Origin of the sequence: Blautia sp. HCP3S3_B11 (genome assembly GCF_052064435.1) — a bacterium.
Classification (GTDB): Bacteria; Bacillota; Clostridia; order Lachnospirales; family Lachnospiraceae; genus Blautia_A.
On the sequence record NZ_JBQHVP010000015.1, the window covers coordinates 70,907 to 90,156 of the forward strand.

The following is a 19,250-nucleotide window of genomic DNA, read 5'->3' on the forward strand; positions in this document are numbered from 1 at the left end:
AATCCGCTTTACTACTTGCTCATAACCAAGTCAGCTTTCTTAACTCCCGTCAAAGAGATTTCTATTTTATCTGTATTTGTCTTCCGGAATATAATAAACTTCCTTTCCTGCCTTTCTGAGATTATCTGCAATCTTATCCAAATTAATTCCTGTAAATCTTGGTATTGCTGCTTCCAACAGGTAAAGCGGTCTCTTTTGTGGAAATTTTTGTTCTATTTCCTTTGAAATCTGAATAATGTTTCCCTGACTTAGAACATAGTCAGTAAATCTTGTGTTCCATACATTTTTCAGGTTATTGATTGGCAAACGTTTCAGAGAGCTGGTGCAGCCGCCCGGGGTAAATAGTAAGATATCACATTCTTTATGTGCAAGATTCCTGATTTCCTGTATAAAATAGGGTTCTTGAATTTCAGATGGTTTGACTGCATGCATATTTCTGTTTGTATTTATTTTTTTACATAACGATTCCTCTGATTCCATACTTTCCAAACTATGAGACTTCTTTTCATTTAACTCATCAATTTCAATATTCCATCTGTCAAAAATCATTTTCAATTCTTCTAATGGTGTAGCCAGTCTTTTTACAAGTGGTCCTCTGTACAGAATTTCCACTGGTACTTTACATTGAATTTTCTTTTTTTCTCTTTGAAAATCCCACATTGTCAGAACTTCCATACAGGAAGAATATATAATCACTCCTCTAATTCCTTCTGTATTTGCTGCCAGTTCTACTGCCTCCCATATTTTCTTTCCCTGTTTTCCCAGACTGTACTCTACAGAAGATATTTGACAAAGAAATAAACGATCCAATGAATTGATTCTTGCCGCTGAATCATACAGGCCTATCAGACATGCAGGAGTACCGGCTGCTACAAGTGCGATTCCCGGGACTTTCAGAATTTTTTCCGGTAGCGTTTCCATTGAACAGGTATCCTCATCCAATGTTCTCTCAATTTCAAAACCTCTCATAATTTATCCAATTTCCTGCTCAGTTCCATACCAAATTTTTCTATCTCATCTACATTTAATGGAATGGGAAGTACTTCCTGTGCTTTATTTTGTGATCTGCTTACGCTTCTCTCATCTGTCCTGCAAATATCTTCTGAAAGTCTGCAAAACGCTTTCCAATTTTCACTGTCTGGAGCTGACATATTTTGAGTATAAATCTCTTTTCTGAAATCAGCCAGCTTCAGTTCTTTACTTTCTCTGACAATTGCTGCCATTCTTCCTTTGACCCGGTTTGTAAACTCCTCTGCTATACATTCTTCTTCCTGCTCGCGAATATGATTAAATACAAAGCCTCCCAGCAGATTCCTTTCATCTGAATAGTTCACAACACCCTTTAATATATTATTCGCAGCATATAAAGACATAAAATCCGCAGAAGATACAATATAAACTCTATCTACATATCTCTGTCTCATTGGCACGGAAAATCCGCCACATACCACATCTCCCAGAACATCATAAATAACTACGTCCCAGTCTTCCTCAAATACTCCCAGGCGTTCCAGTTCTTTCATAGCAGTAATAATTCCCATACCGGCACATCCATTTCCCGCTTCCGGACCACCGGATTCCACACACCAGACACCAGATTCTGATCTATGCACCAGATCCTCTCTCTTCGGACAATCATTTTCTTCAAGTACCTCAAGAACTGTTTTTATCCGTTCTTTACACAAAAGTCTGGTAGAATCTGCCTTAGGATCACATCCTATATGCAGAACCTTTTTCCCCTGCATAGCCAGTAATGCAGATACATTAGAAGCAATTGTTGATTTTCCAATCCCACCTTTACCGTAAAAAGCAACTCTTCTGATTTTCATTGTTCCGCTACCACACAAACCTTTCTTCCAACTTCCGGAATATATACAATTCGGGTTTTTACCTGATAAAGTTCCTCGAGTTTCTTTTCTGTAATAATTTCTTCTGTCTTTCCTACTTTCAATGTTCCATCCCTGCCAAGAATAGCTGTTTTTCCGCCTATCATCATTGCATGATCTGGCATATGGGTTGTCATAATAACCGTATAGTCTTTCTTAGAAAGATTTTTTATCTTATGGACCATACGAAGCTGATTTCCATAATCAAGATGATTGGTCGGTTCATCAAACATAATAATCTCCGGCTGCTGTGCAATAGCACGTCCGATCAGTGCCTGCTGTCGTTCTCCGCCGCTGATCTGTGTATATGCTTTATCAGCAAGCTTTTCAATTCCCAGTTCCCGTATAACTTCATCCACGATCGCATAGTCATTTTCCGATGGCTTTTCCAGCATTCCCAGATGCGGAGCCCTTCCCATTACTATAAAATCTCTCACTGAATAGTCATATACCGGAGCATGGTTCTGCGGTACATAACCAATCAGCTGTGCAGCTTTTTTCAGACTCATATCATGAATAGAGGCTCCATTTACCAGAATCTTTCCGGAATAAGGTTCCAAAATATTTGCCAGACAATTTAAAAGCGTTGATTTTCCTGCACCATTGGCGCCAAGAATTGTGAGAATTTCTCCCTTTTCCATCTGGAGATTTACATTATAAAAAATAGGTTTCGTATTTTTACTATATCGAAATGATAAATCCTGTACATCTAATATCATGATAATTTCATCCTTTGTCTGGCAAGTATAATAATATAAAATGGTGCACCAATAATTCCGGTCAGAATACTCAGCGGAAGTTCTACACTTGTCAAAGCTCTTGCCAGAGTATCAATGACTACCATAAAAATAGCTCCCATTAAAATACTGGCGGGAATCACTTTCGTATTATCCGGACCCGTAAGCATTCGTGCAAAATGCGGAATCACAAGTCCGATCCATCCAATCGTTCCACTGATACATACTGCAGATGCCGTCAATAATGTCGCACAGATTATAATAAAGTTTCGAACAACTGTAACTGAAACGCCCAATGTCTTTGCTTCTCTGTCTCCCAGTGAAAGAATATTAATCCTCCATCTGAGAAGAAAAATAATCACTGATGCTGCAACAATCACCGGTCCTACAGTAAACAAATCTTTTGGCAATACCTTTGTCAGACTGCCCAGCTGCCAATAAGTAATAGACTGCAGTTCTGTCTCCGGATCTGCAACATATTTGATGATTCCCATTACAGAATCCATGATCCCTTTGACAATGATTCCTGACAATACCAGCATCGTCATATTCGTATTCTTTATCAGGCGTGGAATAAATAAAGTAAGTCCAACTGCCAAAATCCCCGCCACAAATGCCATTGCCTGCACACCAAATGAATTTAAATGTAACAAAATTGCCACTGATGCACCTACACATGCACCAGAAGAAACACCCAGGAGATCCGGCGCAACCAGCGGATTCTTAAATACTCCCTGATAAGCAGCTCCTGATAAGGATAATGCACTGCCAACTAACACTGCTCCTATAATACGCGGAAGGCGTAGTGTAAATACTACGCCTTCTGCCGTGTTGCTCCATGTCTTTGTCACATTTACAAATCGGGATGCAAGTATCTTGGTCACTTCCGGAACAGAAACGCTGTATTGTCCTGCACACAACGCAATGACAAATGTAGCTGCCAACAGTATGATCAGTCCGGTAATCAGTATTCCATACTCTGCTTTTTTATGTTTTTTGTTATCCTTCAATGTAATTGTCTCTTTTCTGTTTATTTATTTAAATCCAGTCTCAAAAGGCTGTCCAACTGCTCATCACTGAGCTCATATCCATAATAATCTTTATAGAAATCGCTGATTTCTGTTCTGATATCATAATCAGAAAAGATTTCCGGCTGTACAATGGATGCTGTCCATTTCATATAAAGTGGTTTTTCAAATGCATTTGGCGGAGCCCAGCGGTATAATCCACATGGAACTTTATAAACCTTATGATTTTTAACAGCACTCACGTTACTCCAATCCTGTCCTTCCAGTTTGTTCTCATAGAAATCTTCCGGAGTTACATCATCGAAATTACTGATAAAAATAATCTCCGGATCATATTCTAGGATTGTTTCCATTGAAGGTTCTGTAATGTCTTCAGGAAGTGTGAAATTCTGTCCACCTTCAAGTGTTGTAATATAAGTATTAATCCCACCTGTATAACAGGTCATCTCATGTACATTCTGAAAATGAAGAACTCTTGGCATTTCATCCTCTGATAAAGCAGCAACCTCATCTGCCTTGCTGTTGAAATAATCCATAGTTTCATCATACCAGTCTGTTGCCTGTTTTGCACGATCCTCGCAGTTTAATGCATCTCCCAGCATAGTAACCAGATTTTTCAGGCCGTCCATATCTTTTGCAGAAGACACAAGTACACATGGAATTCCCAATGCCTTTAACTGCGCTGCCTGGTCAGTCTCTGAATCCCAGTTCAGTACTAAATCCACATCTGCATCTGCAAGAGCTTCTACATTTACTGAAAAGTCATCATTTACCATTGTAGTATCTACATCTTCCAGTTCCGGAGCCAGATCTTTCAAAATAGACATTTCCCATCCTGAATATGCTGCCGGTGGAATAGATACCATATTCTCTGCATTTCCTTGTAATGCATAAACCATATTTGGCAGAACCATTGCTGGAACTGCAATTCTCTTCGGATGTGCAGGCACTTCTACTTCTGCTCCGGTGGCGTCTACAACTGTTCTGGTTTCCTCCTCTCCAGATGTTTTGTCAGCTGCAAATACGCTGATTCCTGTAAGTGAGGAAACAGCTACTGCTGTCGACAGTAACATGGCAAGAAACTTTGATCTTTTTTTCATTCCTTATCTCCTTATCTGTAAAATAAAAAAGCACCCTTTTCATCACAAAAAAGGGCGCAAAAAACTTATCCGCAGCTCACCCTTTTTAATGACTCGTTAAATCGGGGTTCCGGCAAAATATCCAAGTATCCTGGCTTGACTTCTTCACATTCATATACTTCCCGGAAATCCCAGTGTATTTTTATGAATGCTCCATCCTACAGTGGCGGCACCGCTCCGGCATTTGACCGGATTCCATAAAATATTCTGCTTTAATTGTCTGTTCTACTATATCATGCAGATTAATCGATTACAAGAAACATTTCTTACTTTAATTTAATATAATTTCTATTGCCAGCAATCAATTTTTCTGATAGCATAATTCACAGAAAGGAAGTTTTTATCTATGACATTGCAAAATCTGAAATATATGCTGGAAATTTCCAACAGTCATTCATTTTCTAAAGCAGCAAAAAATCTCTTTGTTTCTCAGTCTACACTTTCTGCTGCTGTAAAAGAGCTGGAATCTGATCTGGGTATTACTATTTTTAAACGGACAAATCGTGGCGTTTCCCTTACCTACGATGGAGAAGACTTTATTAAATATGCCAAAGAAATTGTAGAACAGTCTCAGTATCTTGAGCAACGCTACCATGCAAGGAAATCGCTGCCTATGCGTTTTTCAGTATCCTGTCAGCATCTTCCATCTGCAGTGCGGGCCTTTACCAGCTTTTTAGCAGAAATTAACTCTCCAACCTATGATATTGCAATCCGCGAATGCGATACTAATTCAGTTATCCATGACGTAGCAGGAAGAAAAAGTGAACTGGGAGTTGTAGCAATACACGAACCTCATATGCGCAGCATGCAGACTTTATTTTCTTCTTATGATATTGAATTTCATGAAATCAAAAGTGTCAAAAATTATGTGTTTCTCCGTTTTGGTCATCCACTGGCTTCTCTTCCTGTCCTTTCTATAAAGGATCTGGAAAAATATCCTTTCGTTACTTACGACCAGGAATTGGAAACTTCCCATTTCTCAGAAGAACCGCTGTTTTACAAGCTTTTAAATAAAAATGTCCATGTCAGTGACCGCTGCACAAAGATTGCTCTTGTTCGAAAAACAGACTGTTTCAGTATTGGTCCGGATCTTCCTAACAGTAACGCAGATGCATTTCATAAGGGGATGGGAAATATTATCGCAAAGTCTCTGGAAAATGATATCGGACTGCTTCATATTGGTTACCTGACTATTGCTCAAATACCTTTAAGTAGTCTTGGTCAGTTATACCTGGAATATCTCTCAAAGGATATTGATACTCTGGAAATTCTTGGCACATCCATGGAAGATCATTAAAAATATTCTCCTCTTTGTACGAAATGGAATAATCTTATATAAATCAAGCCTTCAAAAACATGATTCCAGAGTATACCTCTTGTCAGAACGCTCATTTAAAATATGAAAATATGTCAAATAAATGTGTGGAATATAGTAATCAAGTAATATAGAGTGCAAAAATCTAGGATTATGGATACTTTTCACATCTTCATTTGTAAAATAAGTTAATGCTTTCACTAAATTCTTTTCATAATAATCCGAATATTCATAACCTGTTACTGGTGGTTGCAGTAAGGCTGACAAAACATCTCTGCAATCAACAATTCCTTTTTCAATTCTTCGAGCATATGACTCACCTTTTATTCCCCGAATAAGAATCATTAAAACATCCTTCCTATTATTGGTTATCTCTGCAAGTTTCGATTTCACAAAACTATTATACCCTTTTTCTCTTTCCCTGTCACCATACTTTTCCACAATCAGAACCTGTCAAATTATCACAACAAAACTTAAACCGTCAAAACAAAAGAGGTCTGTGAAGCCTATCTTGATTCCAAAAAGCTTCAACCCATCGCTGCTGATGCTGTAGAGAAAGCTTGTAAAGTAGAAACAGATTGCCACTGGTATTAGCCGAAACGCACGCTAAGCCGGCTACAAAGTTCTCTTTGAAAATGCAAAAGAACTGGTCGATCAGCTGTATGAGGATATGCAGAATGGGTGTCTGAAAGAAACCCTGAAACGGATCAATAAGATCCCGCTTTTGATAATTGATGAACTGTCATATTTAAAAATGGCTAAAGAAAGAGAGAGCCTTTTCTTTCAGATCATTCGCCAAAGATATGAAAAAAGCTCCCTCATTATCACCACAAACCTGCCCATTGGCAGATGGGATGAACTATTTACCGGCAAGCTGGCCGCTACAGCAATCCTTGATCACCTGGTCCATCATTGCCATGTCATAAGAGTATAACGGGTGACAGCTATCATGTCAAAGGTCCAAAAACTGGGTATTACAGGGGTAGTCACAGGAAAGAAATACACCACTGTCCGCACCATATATTCCTATGAATTACAAAATTCACATTTCACTTTTCTGGATTCTATAATGATTCTATGTGAATCTTTCATAATCACTACTCCGGTTTCATTTCATTTAAATACTTATTTGCTATAGGAACAAGTTCCTTCATTGAATGGACCGTTTCTCCTCCATTTTGAACTTTTATCTCAAATTTCGTGTCTTTTCCAAAACTCATCATATGTCTGAGATTAATGGTAACGTCTTTAATCCTGCCTATTTCCAATATCCATTTTGCACAATTATCACCACAGGTCGAGGCATTGAAAATCCGATCCGTTTCATTTAAAATCAGCAACAATGTTTTCACTCCTCCTGACAATCTTTCAGGGGGAATCTGTCCCAACATCGGACTATTAATGCATTCACCACTCAATACTTCTGAATCATCAATATCTTTAATCATCTTTTTCGCCAGTTCTGCATCAAGCCATTCTGGTTCATAACTATTTTTAAAATAAATACTTGTATTATAAATACTGTTTTTCACATCTCCATAAATAATGTTCAGCATTTATAAGATCCTCCTCTCAAAATACAATTTTTTATCACCTCATAACACATCTATTTCCATGTTATATAATCTTTCCAGACAAATGATCAATCTCATGTTGGCAGATCTGCGCAGTCCATCCCGACAATTTCTGGCGCTGTTTTTTCCAGTTAAAGTCATAATACTCTACTTCTATTTCCTGGTATCTGTTCGTCTTACGAACACCATCCAAGGACAGACAGCCTTCTTCCGTCTCATACATATCATGCTTTGAAACAATCACCGGGTTAAACATAACAACATCTATAAATCCCATATTCACAATGATGATATTCTTCCTTACACCAATCATATTTGCAGCCATACCAACGCACCGTTCCCGGTTCGCCTGCAGTGTGTCCTGCAGATCCTTCCCAATCTGGATATTTGCTTTTGTGGCTGGCTTGGATGGCTGGCCTAAAAAGAAAATGTCTCTTACAATTTGCTTTACCATTTATTTTCTCCTGTATTTAATTTCTAATTCTTATTTATCCTGACCGGAAATCTTTCTCATCGGCTCAAGATTAATTTTACAGCATCAATCAAGTCCTCACTAAATCCTTTAATACCAACTCAAGTATAACATAGATATAACCCCTGTAGTGCATAAACTCGAAATATTCTCGTTCACTGGCAAATAAAATGTATTTGCCTTCTACGTATCCCATGTATCCGTTGCTTGTGTTATAACCTTTCATCTGCCAGTCCCCCTTGATTTCTTTTTCTAATGCTATCAGTTTACACCAAATGGCTGTACAAAAATCCCGACAACCAAAAGACTAAACTTCCTGGATTATTTTTGCATTTAACAGCTGAAGATAGAGAATAGCAAGGACAGGAAGTGGTTACCCACCTTCCGGACATTTGTCTCAAAACAGGAATCCTACTGGAATACTTGCAGATAGATAAGGAAAGCAGCTTATCTTCCTTTGTCACAGTAAGTCCTGTGTCATAAAGCTGATAAGCTGCCATTTTGTTCTGCAGGTATTCTATTTGTTCTCATTCAACCTTTTCTTTAACTCAAAGATATTCTCCTCAATCCGCTGTATTATAGCCTTAAAATCATCATCTGATTTCCCCGTTGGATCATCAAGTCCCCAGTTATCATCAAATGCTCTTCCAATAAAAGGACATCCCACATTACAGCCCATTGATATTGCGATATCAACATCTGGGATATCAGCAATCAGCTTACTATACTGACCATTTGCTTCCATGTCTATTCCATAAATCTCTTTCATGACACGAACGGCATCCTGATTAATCTGAGGCTTTGTCTCTGTTCCGGCCGAATAGCTTTCAAATATATCTGATGCCAGATGTTTTCCCAATGCCTCTGCTATCTGACTACGGCATGAATTATGAACACAGATAAATGCGACTTTTTTCTTATTCATGAAATGGGCACCTCTCCTTAATACATTGATTGTTCTTATCAGAATGAATACACTTTATAACAGGCTTTTCCATTTGTATATTGAAATTCTCTGCCACATAGTCAATCGCTGAGATTATGGCCATATAAGAATCTCTTTTACAACATCTTGGTCCACCAATGCTCCCGATTGCATCAAGTGCCTTGGAAGTCATTTTATTAGCCAGACCCCAAGGTTCATTTTTAAGTGGAGTCGCTCCTGAGATTATTGATATAAACATTCCTGTACTAATTCCAGCACCACAAGCACCCCAGAATCCACATACGCCACCCGGAACAGCTTTTCCTCGATTCATCATTTCAAGCAGAGCTTCCGGCAAATCAATCTCACCACCTGCATTTTTATATGCAGCAAGGAGCGCTGAACCAACCATAACATGATGCTCTGGTCCATGCATATGACAGAATGGCTGTTCCATCATTTTTCTTATAATTTCTATCGGATTCTTAGATATTTCACTAAGACATATGTCTATAATTACATCCATTCCTTTTGTATGGCATTCATTACATACATAATGGCCCTGCTCACATCGGGTTTTGCTTAATTCCTTTTTATGGCATAACACACACTCCATCATTTCATCTTTTTCAAGATATACAAGTGGAGCTTTACATATAATACATTCTTCTTTCATTTCCATTTCCTACCTTCCCAAAGCTTCAATAAATGAACTTACCTCTCTTATTACTTTTTTATTCAGAGAATAATGATGCCACTTACCTTCCTTACGATCATTTACAAGCTCACAGTCGACCAATATTTTCATGTGATGTGATAAAGTAGGCTGCGTGATATTGAATTTATCCAGAATCTTACATCCACATTTTTCTCCGTCTGACAGCATCTGAACAATCTCCAGCCTATTTGTATCCGATAATGCTTTACATATCAGTATCATATCTCTTGTTTCCATTTTTGCCACCTCGCATAGACGTTTGTCTATGTGTTAATTTATCATACGCATAGATACTTGTCAATGTATATTTATTGAATAAGAGTTATATAGCATTCTTTCCCCATTTTATCTCTCGCTTTTGATTTCTTTTTCTAATGTTATCAGTTTACACCAAATGGCTGTACAAAAATTCCAACAACCATTACTGTTCAGGAATTAGCTGAACTAAAAAACCAATGGTGCAGACTGATAACAGTCAAAACCATTGGTTTTCTTTATCCAAATATATTCTCTGTTTCTTCTACAATTTTTATTTTACTTTTTCCAACTTGTTATTTGCATCAAAGCAGACCTTGTCCCCTTCATTGATGTTACATTCATAGAGCATGGCATCCTCTGCTTTTATCCTTATTTCTTCTCCTGAAGAATTCATAAGCGTCACTATTGCCATGACTGGCATGCCTTTCGGTCGTTCCTCACAACCGAAGTCCAGGTCTTCCTCAATTCGTTTTACTGTGTATATCATAGCTATTCCTCCGAAAATAATATTAGAAATCAGTTCTCCATGTTCCTTCGAATTTTCTCTATCAAAGTGACATCTGCCGGTAGCCAGGCAACGCTGTCCAGTTGATCCTTCGTAAGCCATTTTGCGGCTTCCGCTTCTTTCAGTTCCAGATGACCGGCTGTGATCTCTGCCCAGAAGCAATCCATGGAAAGGTGAAAGGTGGGATAATCATACTCTATAGTGTCAATCAAATCCCCTACCTTAATTTCTGTATCCAGTTCTTCCATGATTTCTCGCTTTAATGCTTCCTGAGGTGTTTCTCCTGCTTCAATTTTTCCTCCTGGAAACTCCCAGCCGCCTTTCAGCTCACCGTAACCACGAGCCGTTGCAAAAATTTTATTCTTTTCTTTCATATTGTCACAGATAACTGCTGCAACTACTTTTATAGTCTTCATCTGTTTCGTACCTCAAATCATTTATGCTGTAATATTTGACTGTAAATACCGTAATAAATCTTCTCTCACTGGATGCTGCATTTTCATCGTTACTTTCGTGATCGGCTGCATACGTCCACGATTATCTTCTTTCCGGGCATTTCTGGCTTCCACCAATCCCATTGTCACTTTCTTATCAAAAACTTTTTCAAAAGATTTTTTAGCCTGCTTCGCAAGTGTCACACGATGAACCAGAAACAACACTCTTTTGAAGCCAAGCTCACGCATAGCAAGTGCGGATGCATATATCTTTCCTGTTCCCGAATTTGTCAAGAGAGTACGCACATCTTTTTATTTCTAATCACATAGAATTACAAAGCAATGCTCTTGTTTGCCTTTGGAAGCATATTCGCAGGAATCGAATTATGCAGCTTCCATACGAAACTGACAGGTCTCTCTCCTTCATGCTTCACATAATCTGCATTTCCTAAAAAAGTATATGGTGCTGTATATGAACCAAGCCTTTTAAATTCACGAACAAATAATGATATGATATCACCTGTATTCTTGTGATTAATATATCTCTGTATTTTTGCACTCGCTTGCCTATCCTGACTTTGGCTTTGCCAATGAAAGAGCTTATCGTTAATTGCATAATCCTCATACATAGTAGATGGAGAGAAATCCTTCTCTGATTTGTTCAGATTAATAAAAAAGATATCTGTTTTTTTGTCTTCAAAACGTTTTACACCCTCTCTGAATTCCGGTGATTCTGTCTCTGTAAATAATCCAAATGCAGCCATAATCTGATTTGTGTTATAACGGCAGTGTAAATCCAGAGGACAAAGATAAGAGTATTCATTTCTCCCAGCAACAAAACTGATATGCTTACGATTGTATTTCAAAATCTGCAGAACTTCATCTCTTACAAAAGTTTCCTTTAGGACTGACTCAATTCCTTCATCGATACTTTGGAAACCGCATTTAGCCGGATTCTTTTTATAAAATGTGTAATAAAGCATATTTCGCATAATGCGTTCTTCTTCGCTATTTGCAACTTTATTACCGTCAATATATCTAATCCAATAATCCAGTAGTCTGGCTGAGTTCACATGGAAAAATCCGGTCATCATACTGTAAATTTTATCATCTACATCTCTGTCATCTTCAATAATGCCGGCCCACTTTTTTAAGCGGAACAAAGATCTGGCACCTGTATTCTGATAGAAATCATACAGAGACATATTATATTCCAGCAAAAAGTTTTCCAGATTAAGCGGTAATCCGGTATCTTCTTCAAAGGTTCTCACCATTTCAATCAGTGCTCTTTTGTTATTATCTGTCTGCTTCAGGTTCTCCAGAATATATTCTTTTGCATACTTTTCAAGTTCGATATAGCAACCTCTTGGCAGATTGCTGAATCCATCCTCCACCTGTTTGCGAATGGATTTTCGGCCTTTCCCTACAATTGCCTCAAATTTCATTGCAAAATTATACTTTTTGTTTGCCTGTCCAATAAAATCAAGAACCGTAAGGCAATCTTTCCCTGGACTTAAACGTAACCCTCGTCCTAGCTGCTGTAAAAATACAGTCGCACTTTCTGTTGGCCTCAAGAATAAGACGGTGTCTATAGCCGGTATATCCACGCCCTCATTATACAAATCCACAACGAAAATAAAGTTTATCTTTCCACTTAACAAATCTGTTTTTGCATCATTTCGAATATCGTCTGCACTTTTCGAAGATAATGCAATGGACGGGATTCCTTTATCATTAAAATATTTCGCCATGTAATTTGCGTGAGCAACACTGACACAAAATCCAAGACCCTTCACAGACGAAATATCTGTCACATATTTTTTTACACTGTTTAAAATCAAAGCGCAACGTCTTGTATCTGCCGTATATACTTTTTCCAGCTCTGACACATCATATTTACCACGCGTCCATTTGAAATTCCTATAATCTGTGTCATCTGTTACACCAAAATACTGAAAAGAACTTAACAGATTTCGATCAATCGCTTCACCCAACAGTAATTTTGATGCAATACGTCCATCAAAATACTTCAGGATATCCTTACCATCCATTCGGTCAGGAGTAGCAGTCAATCCTAATAGAATCTTCGGCTCATAGTATGCCAGTAATTCCTGATAAGAATCAGCTGCTGCATGGTGGAATTCATCCACTATGATAAAGTCATAATAGTCCTTGCTTGTCCACTGAGAAAGCTTTGCAGAATTGAATGACTGGATACTGATAAACAGATGCTCAATATCCGTTGGTTTATAACCATCTACGTACAACTCACCAAAATTAAAGTCATTCAAAACTTCCTGGAATTTCTGAATGCTCTGTTCGAGAATCTCCTTTCTGTGAGCCACAAATAACAAGCGTGCTCTTGGGTTCTTCTCCTTAAAAGCTTTATAATCAAATGCCGCAATAATTGTTTTTCCAACACCTGTCGCTGCAGAAACCAGATTACGATAATGTCCGTATACTTCTCGTTCTGCAGCAAGATTATCCAAAATTTCCTGCTGATATGCATATGGTCGAATCGAAACTTGAAGACTACGTTTTGACTTTCTATCAAATGTAGCCCTCGTTAATTCTTTTTTCAGCTTTTCATGACAGTCTGGGTTTTCAGGGTCAAAGGTTTCAAAAGAGGCATCATTCCAGTAGCTCTCAAAGGAAACCGAAAACTTTTTCACAATATCAAATGACTCTTTCTCAGTCACCTTCACATTCCACTCCAATCCCCCAGTCAAAGCTGGATTTGAAAGATTTGATGAGCCAATATATGCAGTTGAAAATCCAGTGTCTCTTTTAAACAAATAAGATTTTGCATGCATACGTGCATGATTCGTTTCATAATTAATCTTCACTTCCGTATTTGGAAGCTCTGCAAGAGCAACAATCGCTTTATAATCTGTAGCCTGTGTATAAGTCGTTGCAATCACACGTAAACGAACACCCTCTCGTTTCGTGAATGCAGTCAATTCCACAAGAAGTGGACGTATTGCACTCCACTTAATAAATGAAACCAAAAGATCAATAGAATCAGAGGACAAGATTTCTTTCTTCAATTCCGAAAGCATACTTGGCTCATTTTTAGATCCTGTAAACAAGGCATTCTCTACAATTGACGTTTCCGGATGCACAACTTTAATTGTATTAATACTTCTTGCTGAATTCATTTTTTCATATAATGAGGTCAATACTTCTCCTTTTTCAAGAATGATATTATCCTCAAATTCAGGTTCATTCGTATGCTCTGCTATTTCCTGAACGATTTCATTACATAAGCGAATTTGTGCCAGTAACGATTCATTTTCTTTAGATGACGGGAAACTGTCTCTTAAGTATTGCAAAGCCTGATTTATGACATATGATATGTATATGGTAAGAATACGTCTTGCATCCTCTCCATCAAGCTTTTCTAATTCTATATCATATTTTTCACGATCAAGCTGCTGCAGTTCTTTATTTATTCTCGTATTAACAATCTGTTCGTATATCCCATTTTTTAACATTAAACCCATCTCCCTATTATGTATCATTCCTATTTACAACAATGTAAGTCAGAATATACTGTTATTATTAATTATACTACACAGACTCATAATTCGGTGGGAAAACTTTCCGGAAGCAATTCTTCGAAATACATATAATTATAAGGAAAATTCATAATGCTTTCTTCCACTCTTCTGTTCGTGGCTCTGCTGTTTTCTTGTTCCTACTTCAATCTGCTTTGCAGCAAGTGCTTGTAATACACTTGTCATAAATAAGATTCTGGAATTTCAGCTTGTTCTAACAATTTTTCGCTTTGATAGGCATTCTTCGTAAATCCAATATGTTAAATAAAAACGCCAGTAGAATACTCCACTGACGCCTTACAAATACTATTGTTTTTTCTTATTATGTATTAATAACTTTACTTATGATTCCCAATAGCATTTGAATCATTCTCTCAAATGACTCCTTAAATTTTTGTATTCTACCCTATCACACTGGCACCAAATGGCATGAAAGAAAGTCTTGCCATCTTGAAAAACTGCTTTCCAAACGGAATTCCAACTATCGTAATACACCATATACAACCAACTATCAGATTTCCAAGCGCCATTTCCCAGCCAAAAAATACAATCCATATGAGATTTACCAAGAATGAAAACATACCATTTCCATACACGATTTCTTTTCCAAACGGCCAGAATGCCAAAGTTGCAAATTTAAAGCATTGCAGGCCTACCGGAATTCCAATAATTGTAATACACCATATGCATCCTGCAAAAACCCATGCCAGTCCACCCAGCAATCCTCCAAATATAAACCAAAGGATATTACCTATAGTTCTCATGATAACACATCCCCCTTAAAGTCCTCTGAACATCTGATCAACATGATTTCTACGATTTCTCAACCAGCTTTACGGCAGAATCTCAAGCCAGTATCCATCTGGATCTACAATGAAATAGATTCCCATCGCTTCATTTTCGAAGCAAATGCACCCCATCTCTTCGTGCTTCTTGTGCGCTGCCTCATAATCCTCTGCCTTAAATGCCAGGTGGAATTCGCATTCACCCAGATTATACGGCTGTGGATGATCTTTAAGCCAGGTAAGTTCCAACTCAAAATCACTTACATCGTTGCTCAGATACACAATAATAAAATCATCTGTAGTCTTTCTTCTCACTTCGTGCAGATCAAGGGCCTCGTTGTAAAATTTAATAGATCGGTCCAGGTCTGATACATTGTAGTTTTCGTGAATCATCTTAAATTTCATAGTTCTTCTCCTTTTGTATATTCTGTGTTTCTAATACGTGACTTATATTGCGGATATTCAGTAATAAACCGCTTAATTACATTGGCATCATTCCAGTAATGCATTGGAAAAATGACATTGCAATCTACATTTTTAAGGAAATACAGGATCCCGTCGGCATAGTGATCTCCCTGTCTCGGATCTAAGGGAACAAATGTAGCGTCAAAATGCATACCCTTAATTTTCCTGATCTCCGCACGATATGCTGAAGTAAGTCTCTGGTTGTCAGCTTTCGGCTCACCATCCCAATACCAGTCGTTTAAGTCACCGGCATGATAAATAGTACCTTCCTTTGTTTTGACAATAAATGCGACACCACTATCGTTAGACAGCAATGTATCGACTCTGGTATCATGATCCAGATTATAAGTTTGATCATGATAAACATATGTGATCTTCATATCCGATAAATGATTTCTTTTTCGTATATCATTCGCCAAGACTGCCTGATAAGTCATCCCCATATCATCAAGAAGCCCAAAGATTTGTGGGTTAAAATGATCCTCATGGAAGTGGCTGCAAAAAACAATTACTTCTTTTTCCTTGTCAAGGTGCGGTAATTCACCCTCGTAATAATCAAAAATATAGTAACAGTCTCTAGTCTCAACTAAAAATCCACTATGATTAATGTAAGTAATTTTCATGATATCTCCTGTATAAATCGCTGGTACGGGATAGCAAAATCCTATACCGGCTTTATTTCCGTTCATCTGCACATTTTTTAGTAATGATATTCTATCCCAAAACTGAGGCATTGTATATATAAATTTTACGTCAATGGAATTATTCTTTTATCTTAGCAAGCAAACCTTTAGTGGTTACTCCCTGTTAGATGTCAAATCTCCACCCACAATCACCATGATAAATCATTTGTTTTGTCATACCACCGTCAATGCAGATGTTTTCACCTGTGATAAAGCCTGCTTTTTCAGAGCAAAGAAACAGTACCATATTGGCAATATCCATGGGATTTCCCACACGATGAACCGGCTGCTGCACTGCATCTGCTCCTGTATATTCGGTAAAGTCAGTATCTATCCATCCCGGAGAGATTGAATTGACTCGTACTCTTCCTGCAAGGCTGACTGCCAACGCATGAGTTAATGCTGAAATTCCGCCTTTTGCTGCGGTGTAACTTTCTGTTTGAGGCTGACTCATGCGGTCACGGGAAGATGAAATATTGACAATGGCAGCTCCTTCAGAAAAATATGGCTGAAATAGTTTGGTCAGATAAAATGGTGCTGCAACACCTACTTTTAATGCATAATTGAATTCTTCATAAGAGCAGTTGTCAATTCCTTTCATCAACGGTAATGCGTTATTGATAAGATAATCCACATGACCATATTCGGTAATCACCTTTTGAGCAAATTTCTCTAATGTATCCTGCTGTGCAAGATCACCGGTAAAGTAAACTCCGAGTTGCTTATCAATGCTGCAGATAAGAGCCCCCTGCTTCTGAAATTCCTCTGCAATAGTCTTTCCAATGCCCTGCGCGCCTCCCGTCACAATCACTACTTTATTTTTGAACTCCATATAAAATTCTCCCCCAAAAACTGCTTTCTATTTCTGCTGCCACAACATTGTGTATTCTTTTTCACCAGTAGCACCATCGAATCCTTCGCATTGGATATCGAACCCTTCTCTTTGGTAAAAAGAGAGAGCTCTGGTATTTTTCTGATATACATTTAATCGTAATCTAACTTTTTTATTCTTGATATAATCTAATAAAAGTTTACCTATACCAGATGACTGCATTTCATCAGAAACAAAAATACCTTCAATATATTCGTTACTTAGTCCTACAAATCCCTGAATCATTTTATTATCTTCATACACATAGACTTCCGCTTGCAACAACATTTCCTTCACTAATTCATAATTACTTGTCCAGTATTGCTCAGGAATAAAATAATGTGCTTTCAGATTGGTCTTTAGCCATATGTCAGCAACTCTATTAATATTTATATTCTTCATCTTTCTGATCATAACAAACGTTCTCCATCCACTCCCGATTTCAGGGCATCATTTTTAATACTGATTTAACCGTACTTTTTGATCTCCGTCCATCCTTTATACCCAGGCGATAAAAAACAATGGTGCAGACTGATAACAGTCAAAGCCATTAGTTTTCTTTATCCAAATATATTCTCTGGTTCTTCTATAATTTCTATTTTACTTTTTCCAACTTGTTATTCACATCAAAGCAAACCTTGTCCCCTTCATTGATGTTGCATTCATAGAGCATGGCATCCTCTGCTTTTATCCTTATTTCTTCTCCTGAAGAATTCATAAGCGTCACTATTGCCATGACTGGCATGCCTTTCGGTCGCTCTTCACAACCGAAGTCCAGGTCTTCCTCAATTATCTTCAACCCAATACTTCACTATCAGTAATCCATATATCGTCCTCGCACAAAGGCCTCCCTCATCAGTCAATCAGATCATTCTGAAATCTGGACAGATGTTCATACGGTAAAATCAGACGACCTCTGTATAACCCGCACCCGTCGTTAATCAAACTATTACTTACTGCTGCAAACATATTCACATCCAACTGTGTGAGATCCAGGTTTAACAGGCGCATTCCTCTTTCGTAGGCTTCGTCGAAACAGACGCTCTCTCCCTGCGGGATTGCGTCTCTTCTTGCGCGTTCGCTTTCCTGTTTCTTTTCATATCCCAGATGGTTTGCCGTGCCGATTTCTGCCACATCATCCATATCTTTTGTCCGGATCTGCACTTCAAGGAAAGAGCGGGAGCTGTTATCATAAAATGTGATATGTAAGGACTGGTAGTCGGACTCTTTTTTCTCTGAAATATAGTCTCTGTAATATGGTTTCGCGACGTCATCCAGTAACGGGGAATGGCTTAACTTTACTCCGTTCGCCGGTTCTGCGGTGAAGCCTCTTTCTTCAAGAAATCCCGGAAGTTTATTTGCAATATCATACAAATATTTCAATTCTTCTGTACCTCTGTCCTGTCCCGGCGCCAGGTGGCATTTCGGCAGGGAGATCACGATACGATAAGCAATCAGGTCCCGAAAGCAGCTTAAACGGTTCTTCAGCTCTGCAATTGGAGGATAAGTTCCGTGTTTGCTGTAATAGTCATAAATATACTCTACTATATACCCGTTAAATTTCTCCTCAGCACGAATCAATGATTTAATTCTTCCTTTTACTGTGAATGCCAGAAATGGATACTCTTTTGTCATATATTTATAAAACTCTCTGATTTTCTGTGACTGGGCTGTGAGGAAATCGTTATGTTCCAGTAATTCCTTGATCTGGATCAGGAAGTTACAGTGGATCAGATCAATTTCATTATGATTTTTCTTTGCATCTTTTCGCAGATCTTCTATATAATTCTGCAATATTTTTAATACGGTATCTCCGGAATATAAGTAATCATTTAATGTTATCATATGTATTCACCCTACCTTCCTGTTCACAATGTTATTTCTGTAAATTTTATTTT

General features: G+C 38.0%; 24 protein-coding genes, 1 pseudogene and 1 riboswitch. Of the genes and pseudogenes, 2 read left to right on the forward strand and 23 right to left on the reverse strand.

Going from position 1 to position 19,250, the window contains the following annotated elements; translation table 11 throughout:
* Window positions 1-66 precede the first annotated feature (66 nt).
* From ACTNC0_RS12850 to ACTNC0_RS12870, 5 genes are read right to left on the reverse strand one after another with little or no spacing between them, the layout of a single operon-like run.
* Window positions 67-969: a hypothetical protein gene (locus ACTNC0_RS12850; protein ID WP_118341562.1), complete on the reverse strand. Its 903-nt coding sequence runs from the start codon at window positions 967-969 to the stop codon at window positions 67-69.
* Window positions 966-1,829: a nitrogenase iron protein NifH gene (locus ACTNC0_RS12855; RefSeq protein ID WP_441087684.1), complete on the reverse strand. Its 864-nt coding sequence runs from the start codon at window positions 1,827-1,829 to the stop codon at window positions 966-968. The genes ACTNC0_RS12850 and ACTNC0_RS12855 overlap by 4 nt, the downstream gene beginning before the upstream one ends.
* On the reverse strand, window positions 1,826-2,605 hold the full coding sequence (locus ACTNC0_RS12860; RefSeq protein ID WP_441087685.1) for an ABC transporter ATP-binding protein: 780 nt from the start codon (window positions 2,603-2,605) through the stop codon (window positions 1,826-1,828). The genes ACTNC0_RS12855 and ACTNC0_RS12860 overlap by 4 nt, the downstream gene beginning before the upstream one ends.
* On the reverse strand, window positions 2,602-3,633 hold the full coding sequence (locus ACTNC0_RS12865) for a FecCD family ABC transporter permease (protein WP_062808016.1): 1,032 nt from the start codon (window positions 3,631-3,633) through the stop codon (window positions 2,602-2,604). The genes ACTNC0_RS12860 and ACTNC0_RS12865 overlap by 4 nt, the downstream gene beginning before the upstream one ends.
* A 20-nt stretch (window positions 3,634-3,653) precedes the next feature.
* Complete coding sequence (locus ACTNC0_RS12870; protein WP_441087686.1) at window positions 3,654-4,751, reverse strand: ABC transporter substrate-binding protein; 1,098 nt, start codon at window positions 4,749-4,751, stop codon at window positions 3,654-3,656.
* A 125-nt stretch (window positions 4,752-4,876) separates the two neighbouring features.
* A riboswitch (cobalamin riboswitch) is annotated at window positions 4,877-4,987 on the reverse strand.
* A gap of 149 nt (window positions 4,988-5,136) precedes the next feature.
* Between ACTNC0_RS12870 and ACTNC0_RS12875 the strand changes: the two genes are divergently transcribed.
* Entirely contained in the window at window positions 5,137-6,087 is a 951-nt protein-coding gene (locus tag ACTNC0_RS12875; RefSeq protein WP_062808018.1) for a LysR family transcriptional regulator, read from the forward strand.
* A 51-nt stretch (window positions 6,088-6,138) separates the two neighbouring features.
* Here the strand turns inward: ACTNC0_RS12875 and ACTNC0_RS12880 are convergent, their stop codons facing one another.
* On the reverse strand, window positions 6,139-6,546 hold the full coding sequence (locus tag ACTNC0_RS12880) for a hypothetical protein (protein ID WP_441087688.1): 408 nt from the start codon (window positions 6,544-6,546) through the stop codon (window positions 6,139-6,141).
* 181 nt (window positions 6,547-6,727) lie between these two features.
* Between ACTNC0_RS12880 and ACTNC0_RS12885 the strand changes: the two are divergent.
* Window positions 6,728-7,039, forward strand: a pseudogene (locus ACTNC0_RS12885) (ATP-binding protein); the annotation flags it as partial.
* A 163-nt stretch (window positions 7,040-7,202) separates the two neighbouring features.
* Here the strand turns inward: ACTNC0_RS12885 and ACTNC0_RS12890 are convergent.
* The 17 genes from ACTNC0_RS12890 to ACTNC0_RS12970 all read right to left on the reverse strand — a co-directional run bounded on the left by ACTNC0_RS12890 (window position 7,203) and on the right by ACTNC0_RS12970 (window position 19,197).
* Window positions 7,203-7,661 (reverse strand): DUF4869 domain-containing protein, encoded by a 459-nt coding sequence (locus ACTNC0_RS12890; protein WP_441087689.1) that lies wholly within the window; start codon window positions 7,659-7,661, stop codon window positions 7,203-7,205.
* Window positions 7,662-7,722: 61 nt separating this feature from the next.
* Window positions 7,723-8,133: a peptide deformylase gene (locus ACTNC0_RS12895; protein WP_441087690.1), complete on the reverse strand. Its 411-nt coding sequence runs from the start codon at window positions 8,131-8,133 to the stop codon at window positions 7,723-7,725.
* An 88-nt stretch (window positions 8,134-8,221) separates the two neighbouring features.
* Entirely contained in the window at window positions 8,222-8,377 is a 156-nt protein-coding gene (locus tag ACTNC0_RS12900; RefSeq protein ID WP_441087725.1) for a hypothetical protein, read from the reverse strand.
* A 291-nt stretch (window positions 8,378-8,668) separates the two neighbouring features.
* A complete protein-coding gene (locus tag ACTNC0_RS12905; RefSeq protein ID WP_441036604.1) occupies window positions 8,669-9,076 on the reverse strand; it encodes an arsenate reductase ArsC in 408 nt (135 codons plus the stop codon).
* Window positions 9,069-9,758, reverse strand: a complete 690-nt coding sequence (locus ACTNC0_RS12910; protein WP_441044412.1) for a DUF5714 domain-containing protein — start codon at window positions 9,756-9,758, stop codon at window positions 9,069-9,071. The genes ACTNC0_RS12905 and ACTNC0_RS12910 overlap by 8 nt, the downstream gene beginning before the upstream one ends.
* A 3-nt stretch (window positions 9,759-9,761) precedes the next feature.
* The gene (locus ACTNC0_RS12915) at window positions 9,762-10,031 is read right to left on the reverse strand and encodes an ArsR/SmtB family transcription factor (protein WP_441044413.1); all 270 of its coding nucleotides are present in this window, start codon (window positions 10,029-10,031) and stop codon (window positions 9,762-9,764) included.
* Window positions 10,032-10,323: 292 nt separating this feature from the next.
* Window positions 10,324-10,539 (reverse strand): hypothetical protein, encoded by a 216-nt coding sequence (locus tag ACTNC0_RS12920; protein ID WP_441036606.1) that lies wholly within the window; start codon window positions 10,537-10,539, stop codon window positions 10,324-10,326.
* Window positions 10,540-10,568: 29 nt separating this feature from the next.
* The gene (locus ACTNC0_RS12925; protein ID WP_441087691.1) at window positions 10,569-10,973 is read right to left on the reverse strand and encodes a (deoxy)nucleoside triphosphate pyrophosphohydrolase; all 405 of its coding nucleotides are present in this window, start codon (window positions 10,971-10,973) and stop codon (window positions 10,569-10,571) included.
* Between the two features lie 21 nt (window positions 10,974-10,994).
* A complete protein-coding gene (locus tag ACTNC0_RS12930) occupies window positions 10,995-11,297 on the reverse strand; it encodes a DEAD/DEAH box helicase family protein (protein ID WP_441087692.1) in 303 nt (100 codons plus the stop codon).
* Window positions 11,298-11,323: 26 nt separating this feature from the next.
* Entirely contained in the window at window positions 11,324-14,485 is a 3,162-nt protein-coding gene (locus ACTNC0_RS12935; protein WP_441087693.1) for a DUF3427 domain-containing protein, read from the reverse strand.
* A 464-nt stretch (window positions 14,486-14,949) separates the two neighbouring features.
* Window positions 14,950-15,312, reverse strand: a complete 363-nt coding sequence (locus ACTNC0_RS12940; protein ID WP_008704887.1) for a YccF domain-containing protein — start codon at window positions 15,310-15,312, stop codon at window positions 14,950-14,952.
* Window positions 15,313-15,381: 69 nt separating this feature from the next.
* Window positions 15,382-15,738, reverse strand: a complete 357-nt coding sequence (locus ACTNC0_RS12945) for a VOC family protein (protein ID WP_020993711.1) — start codon at window positions 15,736-15,738, stop codon at window positions 15,382-15,384.
* Window positions 15,735-16,421: an MBL fold metallo-hydrolase gene (locus ACTNC0_RS12950; protein ID WP_441087694.1), complete on the reverse strand. Its 687-nt coding sequence runs from the start codon at window positions 16,419-16,421 to the stop codon at window positions 15,735-15,737. Before ACTNC0_RS12950 ends, ACTNC0_RS12945 begins: the two co-directional genes overlap by 4 nt.
* A gap of 184 nt (window positions 16,422-16,605) precedes the next feature.
* Complete coding sequence (locus ACTNC0_RS12955; protein WP_441087695.1) at window positions 16,606-17,313, reverse strand: SDR family oxidoreductase; 708 nt, start codon at window positions 17,311-17,313, stop codon at window positions 16,606-16,608.
* Window positions 17,314-17,340: 27 nt separating this feature from the next.
* On the reverse strand, window positions 17,341-17,766 hold the full coding sequence (locus ACTNC0_RS12960; protein ID WP_441087696.1) for a GNAT family N-acetyltransferase: 426 nt from the start codon (window positions 17,764-17,766) through the stop codon (window positions 17,341-17,343).
* 181 nt (window positions 17,767-17,947) lie between these two features.
* Window positions 17,948-18,151 carry a hypothetical protein gene (locus ACTNC0_RS12965; RefSeq protein WP_441087697.1) on the reverse strand — a complete coding sequence of 68 codons (204 nt, stop codon included), beginning with the start codon at window positions 18,149-18,151 and terminating at the stop codon, window positions 17,948-17,950.
* 56 nt (window positions 18,152-18,207) lie between these two features.
* Window positions 18,208-19,197, reverse strand: a complete 990-nt coding sequence (locus tag ACTNC0_RS12970; protein WP_118517026.1) for a guanosine polyphosphate pyrophosphohydrolase — start codon at window positions 19,195-19,197, stop codon at window positions 18,208-18,210.
* Window positions 19,198-19,250: the final 53 nt, after the last annotated feature.